Below are 12,052 nucleotides of genomic sequence, written 5' to 3' on the forward strand. Positions count from 1 at the left end.
CGCGCTGCACAACCGGGATGAATTCGCATTCCGCGAAATTTCCCGGAATGCGGGAAAACGGTCGTGAGAACCGAAATGGGGCGCCCGGCGATTCGCCGGGCGCCCCATCAGCGGGTCGCACCTAGGCCGCGCCGTTGACGATCTTGTCGTCGTCCGCGGGAGCGTCCGAGATCGCCGTGCTGCGGCGCTTGGACACCACGATGGCGCCCACGATCACCGCGGTCGCCAGGACCGCGATGGTGATCCGCACCGGCACCGAGGCCGAATCGCCCACGGTCAGCGTGACCACCGCCGGAGCGATCAGCACCGACACCAGGTTCATCACCTTCAGCAGCGGGTTGATCGCCGGACCGGCGGTGTCCTTGAACGGGTCGCCGACCGTGTCACCGATGACCGTCGCCGCGTGCGCCTCGGAGCCCTTGCCGCCGTGGTGACCGTCCTCGACCAGCTTCTTCGAGTTGTCCCAGGCACCACCGGAGTTGGCCAGGAAGATCGCCATCAAGGTGCCCGTGGCGATCGCACCCGCCAGGTACCCGGCCAGCGGACCGACCCCGAGGCCGAAGCCCACCGCGATCGGCGCCAGCACCGCCAGCAGGCCCGGCGTCGCCAGCTCGCGCAGCGAATCGCGGGTGCAGATGTCGACGACCCGGTGGTACTCCGGCCGGGTCGAACCGTCCATGATCCCCGGGTTCTGCTTGAACTGCCGCCGGACCTCGTAGACCACGGCGCCCGCGGCACGGGACACGGCGTTGATCGCCAGCCCGGAGAACAGGAACACCACGGCCGCGCCGATCACGATGCCGACCAGGATGTTCGGCGCGAACACCTGGTAGGACGCCGCCGTGATCTCCGCGCCGACCTCGCGGGCCGCCTGCGTGATCGCGTCCTGGTAGGAGCCGAACAGCGCCGTCGCCGCCAGCACCGCCGTGGCGATGGCGATGCCCTTCGTGATGGCCTTCGTCGTGTTCCCGACCGCGTCCAGCTCGGTCAGGATCTTCGCGCCGTCGCCCTCGAACTCGCCGGACATCTCCGCGATGCCCTGCGCGTTGTCGGCCACCGGACCGAAGGTGTCCATCGCGACGATCACGCCGACCGTGGTCAGCAGACCGCACCCGGCCAGCGCGATCGCGAACAACGCCACCGTCAGCGTGCTGGAGAGCAGGAAGGCGCCGAACACGGCGACCCCGATCACCAGCGCCGTGTAGACGGCGGACTCGAACCCGACCGACAGGCCGGTGAGGATCACCGTGGCCGCACCGGTCTGGGAGGACCTGCCGACGTCCTGCACCGGGCGGTGCTCGGTGGCGGTGAAGTAGCCGGTCAGCTTCAGGATCACCGCGGCGAGCAGGATGCCGATGACCACCGCCACGAGCGCGATCAGCGCCGGGCTCCCGGAGCTGGCGCGGACCTCCTCGGACACGCCCGTCAGGGCCGAGAACGAGGACGGCAGGTACAGCAGCGCCGCCGCGGCGCACAGCACCGCCGAGATCGCGGCCGAGATGAAGAAGGACCGGTTGATCGCGGTCAGCGCGCTCTCCGTCGCCTTCGCCTTCGTGATGTACACGCCGATCACGGCGGTCACCACGCCGATCGCGGGCACGATCAGCGGGAACAGCAGGCCCTTGAGCCCGAACGCGGCGGTGCCCAGGATCAGCGAGGCCACCAGCGTCACCGCGTAGGACTCGAACAGGTCGGCCGCCATGCCCGCGCAGTCCCCGACGTTGTCGCCCACGTTGTCGGCGATGGTCGCCGCGTTGCGCGGATCGTCCTCCGGGATGTCCTGCTCGACCTTGCCGACGAGGTCGGCGCCCACGTCGGCCGCCTTGGTGAAGATGCCGCCGCCGACTCGCATGAACATCGCCAGCAGCGCGGCTCCGAAGCCGAAGCCCTCCAGCACCCTGGGCGCCTCACCGGCGTAGACCAGCACGACGAGGGAAGCGCCGAACAGGCCGAGGCCGACGGTGGTCATGCCGACGACGCCACCGGTGCGGAACGCGACGCGCATCGCCTTCTCCCGGCCCTCGCCGGGATCGTTGGACGCCGCCGCGACCCGCACGTTCGCGCGGGTGGACAGCCACATGCCGAGGTAGCCGATGGCCGCGGAGAACGCCGCGCCGAACAGGAAGAAGATCGAACGCCCGATGCGTTCACCGGTGCTGTTGGCGGGTAGTACGAACAGCACCAGGAACACGATCACGGCGAAGCCGCTCAGCGTCCGGAACTGCCGGTTGAGGTACGCGGCGGCACCTTCCTGCACCGCCTGCGAGATCTGCTGCATCTTGGCCGAACCCTGGCCGGCCGCCAGCACTTCCTTGATCAGCACGTAGCCGAAGGCGAGCGCCGCCAACGCGATGATCATGACCACGCCGACGATGGCGTAGTCGGAGCCGCTGAGTTCGAGTGCTCCGGGGGCGTTCTGAGCGAGGTCCATCCGGTGCGTCGAGCTCGGTGGTGCAGCGCCCTGGGCGACCCAGCCGGGCTGGACCGGGGACAGCAGGGACATCCGTCCTCCTCGGGTGTGGCTCGGTGGCACGCCGGAGGGGCGGTAGTGCGTCCACTCCGACGCTCGGTACGGCCTCGCCCGCGGCGCGGTCCAGCAAGGTCCGCCCGCGAGCGCTGTCGTGGCCGCGAAGTCTATTCAGGCCTGACGTGTCTTACTTCACGATGTGATACGCGCCTCTCCACGACGTGCTGCTTTGTTATCTGCGAATCGATCCAGTTTGGACTTGATCACCCGTTCAGCCACACTTCTATGTGGACCGAACGGGTTACTTCGTGTATCGCGTGTCGCTGGCCGGATCGATTCGGCGTGTCGCCTCATCGGCGGTTCCGCGACGAGCGATCGGCGCGGAGCCCGCCCGCGCGCACGGGCGGGCTCCGCGCGTCCGGTGGACACCTCACACCCGAACGGCCCCCGCACGAGCCCAATGCCAGCGCGTCGGCGGCCGAGTCCACCCGAACGAGATCATCGAGCGCCGTCCGCACCGAGCGCGTGCAGTGCGGGAACAGCGTTGTGCGACGCTCGACGGTGTGAACTCGGCGCACCGGAACGCGGGCAGGACGAGCCGCGGGAAGCGGTTGCTGGACCGGGTGCTGGCCGGGGTGCCCGCCGACGAGTCGCCGCTGCGTCACGTCGAACAGCTCCCCGACCGCCCCGCGCGGCACGCGGACTGGCCCGGTTGGGCTCCCGACGAGCTGATCAGCGCGCTGCGCGCCCGCGGCGCCGAACGTCCCTGGACGCACCAGGCCGAAGGCGCCGAAGCGGCGTGGGGCGGCGAGCACCTGGTGGTCGCGACCGGCACCGCCTCCGGCAAGTCGATGATCTACCAGCTGCCGGTGCTGTCCCGGCTGCTCACCGACGAGCGGGCCACCGCGCTCTACCTGTCCCCGACGAAGGCGTTGGGGGCCGATCAGCTCCGGACCATCACCGAACTCGGCCTGGACGGGATCCGCGCCGCCGCCTACGACGGCGACACCCCGCACGTCGAGCGGGATTGGGTGCGGGCCCACGGGCGCTGGGCGTTCACGAACCCGGACATGCTGCACCACGGCGTGCTCGCCCGGCATTCCCGCTGGGCGCGGTTCTTCCGGAACCTCGCGTACGTGGTCGTCGACGAGTGCCACACCTACCGGGGCGTGTTCGGCTCGCACGTGGCGCTGCTGCTGCGGCGGTTGCGGCGGATCGCCCGGTACTACGGATCGGAGCCGGTGTTCGTGCTCGCCTCCGCGACGGTGTCCGATCCGGCCTCGCTCGGGGAGCGGCTGATCGGCAGCGCGTGCCGCGCGGTCACCGAGGACGGATCGCCGCGCGGCGCCCGGACCGTCGTGCTGTGGGAGCCGCCGCTGCTGGAGCACGTCGCGGGCGAGAACGACGCCCCGGTCCGGCGGTCGGCTGGTGCGGAGACGGCCCGGATCTTGACCGAGCTGGTCGTCGAGGGTGCTCGCACGCTGGCGTTCATCCGGTCCCGGCGCGGTACCGAACTGGCCGCGCTGGCCGCGAGGCGCGCGCTGGCCGAGGTGGACGACGAGCTGGTGGGCAAGGTCGCCGCTTACCGGGGCGGTTACCTCCCGGAGGACCGGCGGAAGCTGGAGCGGTCGCTGCTGACCGGGGAACTGCTCGCGGTCGCCGCGACGAACGCGCTGGAGCTCGGCGTGGACATCGCGGGCCTGGACGCGGTGGTCGTCGCCGGTTATCCCGGCACGCTGGCCTCGTTCTGGCAGCAGGCGGGCCGGGCCGGGCGGGACGGCGACGATGCGCTGGTGATCTTCGTGGCCCGGGACGATCCGCTGGACACCTACCTGGTGCACCACCCTCCCGCCGTGCTGGACCGGCCGGTGGAATCGACGGTGCTGGACCCGGCCAACCCATACGTCCTCGAACCGCACCTGGCGTGCGCGGCGGCGGAGTTACCGCTCGACGAGGCGGCGTTCGAGATCTTCGGCGGTGCGCCCGCGCGCGCCGCGACCGAGGCGCTGACCGAGGCGGGCGTGCTGCGGCGCCGGCCGCACGGCTGGTACTGGACCTCGCGGGAACGTCCGCACCGGGAGGTGGAGCTGCGCGGGTCCGGCGGGCAGCAGATCGCCGTGGTCGAAGGCGACTCCGGGCGGATGCTCGGCACCGTCGACCCGGAATCGGCGTGCGCGACGGTGCATCCCGGAGCGGTGTACCTGCACCAAGGGCAGTCGTTCGTCGTCGACGAGCTCGACCTCGACGACGGGCTGGCGCTGGTGCACGGGGAGAACCCGGACTGGACGACCTCGCCGCGCGATCTGGTGGACATCTCGGTGCTCACCACGGTGCAGGAGCGGCATCCGGCGCCGGGGGTGACGGTCTGCCTCGGCGATGTCGAGGTCACCTCGCAGGTCGTCGGCTACCTGCGCACGCTGCCGTCCGGCCAGGTCCTCGACCAGGTTCCGCTGGAGCTGCCCGCGCGCAAGCTGGTGACCCGCGCCGTCTGGTACACGATCTCCGACGAGTTGCTGACCGACAACGCGCCGGGGGGCGCCGGGCTGGACCCGGCGCGCATCCCCGGCGCGCTGCACGCCGCCGAGCACGCGGCGATCGGCCTGCTGCCGCTGTTCGCGACCTGTGACCGGTGGGACATCGGTGGTGTCTCCACTGCCCTGCACGAACACACGGGGCAAGCCACTGTGTTCGTGCACGACGGTCACCCCGGGGGAGCCGGCTTCGCCGACCGCGGCTTCGCCGCGTTGTTCCCCTGGTTGGCCGCGACGCGGGAGGCGATCGTCTCCTGCGACTGCCCGGCGGGTTGCCCGTCCTGTGTTCAATCGCCGAAGTGCGGGAACGGCAACGAACCATTGGACAAGGCGGGGGCGGTGGCTGTTCTCGACGTGCTCTCGACCGCGCACGGGGGAGTCGCCGGGCAGGGCTGAGGGCCGACGGCGGATCGGGTGAGCGAGGGGGTTCGCCGGTCCCACTCGCTCCCGCCGCCGGCCCCTATCGGGGGTGCCCCTGGACGGGTCGGGCGTCCAGTGCCTTGCGACTCGGTTCGCGGTCGTCGCGGGGTATCAGCCCGCCACGACGAGTTCTGCCACGTCTGGGACGGCGTCCGCACCGGCGCGCAGGGCGTCACCGATGATCTCGGGCGACGGCAACCGCCACCCGCAGACCTCCGGCTTGACCCTCCAGTGCACGACGCCGTGGTGGAAAGTGCTCGGGGGAACCGGCAGCCAGCTGCCGGTGCTGTGCCTGCGAACCGCTCCCGCCGCCACGAGCTCGGGGCACGCCGCGGTAGCGGAACCACCGGCGGCGAGGAAGTACCAGCGGGCGTCGGGGGTGGCCACGATCGGGACCGGAACGCCCAGCGAGCGCAGTGCCCGCGCGGCGCGCCTGCCCAGCTCGGGGCCGGTTTCGAGCGCTTCGACCTGCTCACCGGTCGCGACGAGCAGGCTGTAGGGCTCCTCGGACCACCAGTTCGCGACCTGGCGCACGTCGGCGCCGAGCCGCTCCTGCCAGTCCGCGTGGACGGGAACGGGGTGGGTCGCTCCGCTCGGCCGCGCAGCCTCGGAACCGGACCAGACGGGAACACCCGCCTCGTAGCCGGCCGGGTACGTACCGGGCAGCACCGACCAGCCGCGGGATGCCAGCTCGATGGCCTGCACCCGCAACTCGATCCGGAAGGCGCTCGCCCATCCGGAGACACTGGCCTCCACAGCAGCACCGGCCCCTCCGGAAGCGTTCGCTCCGGAAGCACTGGGCCGCCTGTCCGCTGACCAGTCCATTACCTCTCCTCACCTGACCGTGGCGGATGCTTTCGCACCGGCGGGTCGCTGCACCGCGACCGTTCACCTGAGACCGACCACGATGTCGGGATCTCCTGCTCGCTTCCGCACCATCAATCAACGTCATCCCACCCACCCCCGTACACCCCCCATGTCGACGACCGGTCGCTCAGCGGCGACGAGCGTGCGGGTGCTGAGAGGGGCGCTGATATGCCGGAGTGTCGGTTCCCGGCCGCTCGTTCGCGATCATCGGTCGCTGGACCGGGAAGCGGGACCGCTCAACGCCGTCCCGCGACCGTCAGCGACGCACGGGACCTGCCCTCGATCGCGCCGTGACCTGCGTCGATAGCAGCTCCGCCCCGAGTCCCGCGCGGGTTGCGACGACGATCCGGGCGTCCGGCCCGTCGAGCGCGCAGTCGAGCAGCCGCACCCGCATCGCGTCCGCGACCGCACCCGCCGCCGCGCAGGCGTGCTCGGAACCGCGCGGAGCACGCGCCGCCGCCCCGAGCGCCGCGAGATCCGCGGCTCCTTCGGCCCGATGCCGCGCCAGCATGGCTGATCCGAGCACCAGACCGAAACCCGCGATCGCGACCAGCCCGAGGGTGAGCACCGCCGCGAGCACGGTGGCGACTCCGCCCTCCCGCCGCTCCCGCCGCTCCCGCCGCTCGGTCCGCTCGTGCCGCTCTCGCCGCTCGGCCCGGCGGTGGACGGCGGGCGCGCGTCGCGCCGCGCCCGCCGCACCGCTGGTCACGGCACCGCCTCCGGCCGCACGGGTTCGACGCTCCCGGATGCCTCCACCCCCGGTTCGACGACCGCCGACGCACGGCTGCGACGCCAGCCCTCCGGAAGCAGTCCCGTGCCGGGCGGCGCGGTGACCTCCGCCGTGGCCAGCTCGGGCCCGGTGGAGATCGTCAGCGTCGTGCCCGCCGGGGCGAGTCGCGCCACCGCGGCACGAGCTCCGTCCCGGTCGCCGCGAGCCGCCAGCCGGGCCGCTTCGACGGAGGCGTCGATGCAGCGCAACTGTCCCAGCAGCGCGCTCATCGCGGACACCGCGAGCAGGAACACCGCGACCACCGCACCGATGCCCAGCGCCGCTTCGACGGTCACCGCACCACCGTCCCGAGCGAGCCACGCTGATCCGCGGACCGTTCGGCCGGGCCGATCAGGGGCGGCCGTCGGACCGCGCGCGCTGCGGGACGAGGTCGCCGGGGCAGTCACTCGACACCGCTCTGCAGTGCGCGCTCGACGAGCGAGGTGAGCGCCGCGGTCACCGAATCCCCGGTCACCACGGTGTAGAGCAACCCGGCGAACGCGGCCGCGGCGACGGTCCCGATCGCGTACTCCGCCGTGCTCATCCCTCCGTCGCCGCACAGCAGCGCTCGCCAGCGCCGTCGAGCGAACTCGTTGCCGAACGCCACCCAGGCCAGCGGCCCACCGCCGCGTGCTCGGACCACCCTCACCGTCGATTCGGCCGTTCGAATCGCCATCGCACTCTCCTTGCTCCCACCGGCCGGTGCGGCCGGTCGTCCGTCGCCGAATTCCTTCGGCCTCGCCGCTGTTCCCGGACGCGCACGACCGGGTCCAGCAATCCAACAGTCCACAATGGACGAACTGCGGGCATTCATCACCAGGACATCGGCAGTCGTTGCACCATGCCCACCACCACCGGAAGCACGCCCAAGCACAGGAAAGCGGGCAGGAAGCACAGCCCCAGCGGGGCGGCGACCCACACGGCCGCCCGCTGCGCCCGCGCCTGCGCGCGGTCGGCCAACGCCGTCCGGGCTTCGGCCGCGAGATCGGTCGCGACCTCGGCCAGCGCACTGCCGGTGCGTGCGGTCCGCCGAGCCGCACGCCCCAGTTCCGCGGTGCCGGGATGGCGCAACGCCGGTTCCCACGCAGCGACCGGGTCGGCCCCGAGTTCGAGCAGCCCCGCCACTTCCCGCAGGGCCGCGCTCGCGGCACCGGTGAATTCCGCCGCCACCGCGCGGACCAGCACCACCGGCGGCAGGCCCGCGCGCATGCCGGCGGCGAGCAGGTCCCAACCGGCCGCCAGCACCAGCGGATCCACCGGGTCCGGCCGGACCCGACGCGCGGCGCGGCGCAGCCACCAGAACACTGCGGTCGCGACCGCGAGGCCCACCACCGGCCCGCCGGCCAGCGCACCGAGCACGCCGCCGGCGACTGCCGCGGAAACCACCGCCTGCCGCTCGCCGAGCCATCTGCCGGGGAACTGCAACCGGTTCGCCCTTCCGGGGCTCGGCGGCAATCGCGCCCGAGCTCGACGACGCGGAACCGCGAGCAGCGCGACCCCGCACAACGCCATCGCCCACGGCAGCAACGGCCCGGCGAGCGGGAACGCCGCGAACGGCAGTCCCGGGTGTGCGCTCATGGCCGCACCACCGACTCGGTCAGCCGCACGGTCCACACCACACCGGCGCACAGCAACGAGACCCCGGCGACCAGCAGCGCCTGCCCGAGCAACCCGTTCGCCAGAACGGCGAGCGGATCCGCCCCGGACGCCTGCCCGAGCGCCAGGCCGAGCAGCGGCAACCCGGCCAGCACCGCGGCCGTCGAGCGCGGGCCGGCCAGCTTCGCCTCGACGTCGTGCGCGAACGCCACCCGGTGCTCAAGATCGCGCCGCACCGAGTCGAGCAGTTCCGCCAGCGCGACGCCGTGGCGATCGGCCAAGGCCCACGCCCGGCCCGCTCGTGCCAGCGGCTCCCCGTCCCGCTCGGCCGGGGCGGATCCGGCGGCCGTGATGAGCACCGCCGCCGCGTCACCCCCGAGCCGCGCGGTCGCGGCCAGGTCCCGGAACACCCCGCCCACCGCGGGATCCGCTTCCGCAGCGGCGCCTTCCGCGGCGGCGGCCGGATGCGATCCGGCGCGCAGTTCCGCGACGAGCAGCCGGAGCCCGGCGGCGAGCGCAGCCGCGCGGGCCAGGCGTCGTCGATCGGCGCCGCGCCCCCGCCACCACCACAGCCCGACCGCGGCCGCGGCTCCGGACGCCAGCAGGCCGCCGACCCCGGCGAGCAGCGCCGCGACCACGATCCCGCACGGCACGACGATCGGTACCGCGCGGACGCGCGACGAACCGCGTCCCTCCCCTGGCGCGTTCGCGGGCCGCATCGCGGCGAGCCGAGTTCGGGCTCGTTGATCCGGCCAGCTCAACAAGGCCGCCGCGGGCACCAGCAAGCTCAGCACGGCACCGCACCTCCCCGGGACCGCAGCAGTGCCAGCAGGTCCGGGCGCCCGTCGCCCCATCCGGCGGCGTGGTCCCAGGCGGGCACCACCCGCACCAGGTCGTCCTCGCGGCGCAGCACGCCGACCGCAGCGAGGTACCTGCCGCGGCCGGTGGAACGCCGAACGTGCAGCACGACCTGCACGGCCGCCGCCAGCTGGCTGTGCAGCGCCTGGCGGGACAGCCCGCCCAACGCGGCCAGCGCCTCCAGCCGGGCCGGGACCTCGGCCGGGGAGTTCGCGTGCACAGTGCCGCCACCCCCGTCGTGTCCGGTGTTCAAGGCCGCGAGCAGCTCGCAGACCTCGGCGCCACGCACCTCGCCGACGATCAGCCGGTCCGGCCGCATCCGCAGGGCTTGGCGGACCAAGTCGCGCACCCGGATCTCACCCGCGCCCTCGACGTTCGGCGGCCTGGTGAGCAGCCGGACGACGTGCGGGTGTTCGGGCCGCAGTTCCCCCGCCTCCTCGACGCAGACGATCCGTTCGTCCTGGGGCACCTCGCCCAGCAGCGCGGCGAGCAACGTCGTCTTGCCCGCGCCGGTGCCACCGGTGACCAGGAACGCCAGCCGGTGGCGCACGATCTCCCGCAGCACCCCGGCGAGCTCCTCGTCGAACGCTCCGAGCCGGCGCAGCGCGGCGACGTCGTGCGAGGCCGGTCGCAGCACGCGCAGCGACAGGCAGGTGCCGCCCGCGGCGATCGGCGGCAGCACCGCGTGCAGGCGCACCGCCTCACCCGCCTCCGCGCCGGGCAACCACGCGTCGACCCAGGGTTGCGCCTCGTCCAGCCGCCTGCCGGTGGCGACCGCGAGCCGCTGGGCGAGCCTGCGCACCCCGTCGTCGTCGGGGAACGTGACCGGGCAGCGGCGCAGGCCGTCGCCTCGATCGACCCACACCTGGTCGGGCGCGGTCACCAGCACGTCGGTGACCCGCGGATCCCGCAGCAGCGGTTCGAGGACCCCGGCACCGAGGAATTCCTGTTGCAGCGCGCGAAGAGCGGTGAGCAGATCGGTGTCGGCGACCAGCCCGCCGGATTCCTCGCGCACCGCCGCGGCGACCGCGGACGGGCTCACCGGCGCACCGCTGCCCGCGAGGCGGCGCCGCACCCGCTCGATCAGCTCGGTGTGCACGACGCCACCGCCCGTCCGGACGCGAGCTCGTCGAGCGCGCGGAGGAGGTCGCCGGCGGTGCGCACGATCGGACCGCGGCTGCCGGACCTCGTCGCGCACAACCCGCCCCGGTCGACGGCGGACGCCAGGCTCGGCTGCGCCCGCAGCACCGACAGCACGTCGACGCCCACGGCCCGCTCGATGTCCTCGACCAGCAGGCCGCCGGGCGCCGGGCCGCGCACCACGGCGCACACCGGTCCGGCGGAGTGCTCGCGCACCAGCTCCGCGGTGCTCGCGGCGGCGGCGCACGCGCGGACCTCCGCCGGTACCACCATGATCGTGAGATCCGCCCGCCGCAGCACCGCCGCGGCCGGTTCGGACGGCGCTCGCGGTAGGTCGCACACCACGGTCTCCCCCGCTCGGCGTCCCGCGTCCAGCACGGCGCGGACCGAGGTCGCGGTCAACCCGTCCGACGAGCCGTCCCGGTCGCAGGACAGCACGGTGAGCCGGCCCGATCCCAGGCGCCGACCGGGCAGCGCCTCGTGCAGCGCACCGGACGGGACCCGGCCGCCGCTGATGGTCAGCCCGGACCAGCGCAGGCCGCAGGTGCGTTCGACGCCCACGGTCAGGTCCAGCCCGCCGCCCGCCGGGTCGCAGTCCAGCAACAGCGAGCGGGCACCACCGCGAGCGGCGGCCACCGCGGTCGCCGCGGCGAGGGTGGAAGCACCGGCGCCACCGGTTCCGCCGAGCACGGCCAGCACCCGCCCGGCACTCGATGACCGGACGCCGTCGACGAGGTCGGTGAAAAGGTCGACGAGGCGGAATTCCTGACCTGGCAGGTCGAGCAGCGCGTCGGCTCCGACTTCGAACGCCGGTCGCCACAGGGATTCCACCTGTCCTCTGGTCAGCAGCACGACGCCCGTTCTTCGCGGAAATCCCGCGGCCAACGCCTCCTCCGCGGCGGGCCCGTCGAGCAGGATGAGCGCGGCGTCCCGCCAGTGGCCGCCCGCCCCGTTGGCGCCGTCCCGTCTGCGCAGCTCACAGCCCGCCACGGCGGCGAGGCGGGTGACGTCCTCGGCGAGCGCGTCGTCCTGGGTGATGAGCATGGGAGTGGTCGTGGACATGCGCGGACCCCGTTCGAATCACGATGATCGCGGGGCCGGAAGTGTGCATCCGGTGAATTCCCGCTCGCCTTCAACGGTGACCCAGCCGGAACGCGTCGTCGATCCCCAATTCGCAAATCTGTGGATGAATCGAAGGCCTGTGGATAACCCGTCCCCCGGTCCAGTGAAGCCGAAGGTGAAAAGTTGTCGAAAAAGAACCCCTGGTCAGCGAAAATCGCACATGCACACCTGTCGGACAATGTCATGCGCAGCACGAGGAGACCGGTGACGAACGAAAAGAGAAGCGCCCGCGGCACACTTCGGGCAAAGTCGCGAAGCGGTTCGGGCGAAGCCCGCCAGGGG

Annotated in this window: 10 protein-coding genes; 1 reads left to right on the forward strand and 9 read right to left on the reverse strand. The window is 73.0% G+C overall.

The window, feature by feature from the left end; genetic code table 11:
* Positions 1 to 121: 121 nt before the first annotated feature.
* On the reverse strand, positions 122 to 2,431 hold the full coding sequence (locus ACWD38_RS13015) for a sodium-translocating pyrophosphatase (protein ID WP_246458499.1): 2,310 nt from the start codon (positions 2,429 to 2,431) through the stop codon (positions 122 to 124).
* Between the two features lie 599 nt (positions 2,432 to 3,030).
* Here ACWD38_RS13015 and ACWD38_RS13020 point away from each other — a divergent pair.
* Positions 3,031 to 5,394 carry a DEAD/DEAH box helicase gene (locus ACWD38_RS13020; RefSeq protein ID WP_184483565.1) on the forward strand — a complete coding sequence of 788 codons (2,364 nt, stop codon included), beginning with the start codon at positions 3,031 to 3,033 and terminating at the stop codon, positions 5,392 to 5,394.
* Between the two features lie 135 nt (positions 5,395 to 5,529).
* On the opposite strand, the gene ACWD38_RS13025 is transcribed toward ACWD38_RS13020, so the two are convergent.
* From ACWD38_RS13025 to ssd, 8 genes are all read right to left on the reverse strand, one after another.
* On the reverse strand, positions 5,530 to 6,174 hold the full coding sequence (locus ACWD38_RS13025; RefSeq protein WP_343071608.1) for a bifunctional DNA primase/polymerase: 645 nt from the start codon (positions 6,172 to 6,174) through the stop codon (positions 5,530 to 5,532).
* A gap of 367 nt (positions 6,175 to 6,541) precedes the next feature.
* Complete coding sequence (locus ACWD38_RS13030) at positions 6,542 to 6,994, reverse strand: Rv3654c family TadE-like protein (RefSeq protein ID WP_184483569.1); 453 nt, start codon at positions 6,992 to 6,994, stop codon at positions 6,542 to 6,544.
* The gene (locus ACWD38_RS13035) at positions 6,991 to 7,350 is read right to left on the reverse strand and encodes a TadE family type IV pilus minor pilin (RefSeq protein ID WP_184483572.1); all 360 of its coding nucleotides are present in this window, start codon (positions 7,348 to 7,350) and stop codon (positions 6,991 to 6,993) included. The genes ACWD38_RS13030 and ACWD38_RS13035 overlap by 4 nt, the downstream gene beginning before the upstream one ends.
* Positions 7,351 to 7,457: 107 nt before the next feature.
* On the reverse strand, positions 7,458 to 7,661 hold the full coding sequence (locus ACWD38_RS13040; RefSeq protein WP_425503618.1) for a DUF4244 domain-containing protein: 204 nt from the start codon (positions 7,659 to 7,661) through the stop codon (positions 7,458 to 7,460).
* Positions 7,662 to 7,867: 206 nt separating this feature from the next.
* Complete coding sequence (locus ACWD38_RS13045) at positions 7,868 to 8,632, reverse strand: type II secretion system F family protein (RefSeq protein WP_184483577.1); 765 nt, start codon at positions 8,630 to 8,632, stop codon at positions 7,868 to 7,870.
* Positions 8,629 to 9,444, reverse strand: coding sequence for a type II secretion system F family protein (locus ACWD38_RS13050; RefSeq protein ID WP_184483579.1), 816 nt, complete (start codon positions 9,442 to 9,444; stop codon positions 8,629 to 8,631). The genes ACWD38_RS13045 and ACWD38_RS13050 overlap by 4 nt, the downstream gene beginning before the upstream one ends.
* Positions 9,438 to 10,607 (reverse strand): TadA family conjugal transfer-associated ATPase, encoded by a 1,170-nt coding sequence (locus tag ACWD38_RS13055; protein ID WP_184483581.1) that lies wholly within the window; start codon positions 10,605 to 10,607, stop codon positions 9,438 to 9,440. The genes ACWD38_RS13050 and ACWD38_RS13055 overlap by 7 nt, the downstream gene beginning before the upstream one ends.
* Complete coding sequence (gene ssd / locus ACWD38_RS13060) at positions 10,592 to 11,710, reverse strand: septum site-determining protein Ssd (protein ID WP_184483584.1); 1,119 nt, start codon at positions 11,708 to 11,710, stop codon at positions 10,592 to 10,594. The genes ACWD38_RS13055 and ssd overlap by 16 nt, the downstream gene beginning before the upstream one ends.
* Positions 11,711 to 12,052 lie beyond the last annotated feature (342 nt).

Source organism: Saccharopolyspora sp. NPDC002578, assembly GCF_053592695.1.